We start from the raw sequence: 232 nt of genomic DNA, 5'->3' as shown, positions 1-232 counted from the left end.
CATGCCGAGATGCTTGCGGATTGCCGGGTCGTGCCAGCGCAGGAACGGATTGGTCGACAGTTCCTCGCCGATCGTGGTCGGCAGCGTCGGCTTGCCGTCGGCGCGCAGCGCCTCGATTTTCGCAGCGCGCTCCTTCAATGCCGAATTGGTCGGGTCGACGGTCAGCGCGAAGCGGGCGTTGGAGAGCGTGTATTCATGGCCGCAATAAACGACCGTCTCGGCCGGAAGTGCC

1 protein-coding gene is annotated in these 232 nt (G+C 64.7%); it reads right to left on the bottom strand.

Annotated features, from left to right (window positions below; genetic code table 11):
- Positions 1 to 232, bottom strand: a 232-nt coding sequence (locus AC0L2O_RS37625) for a hydroxyacylglutathione hydrolase C-terminal domain-containing protein (RefSeq protein WP_473373299.1), incomplete at both ends; no start/stop codon positions are given.

It is taken from the genome of Bradyrhizobium sp. Kon10, assembly GCF_055807395.1.
Note: the sequence above shows the minus strand (reverse complement) of the source record. Positions and strands in the feature narration are given on the sequence as shown.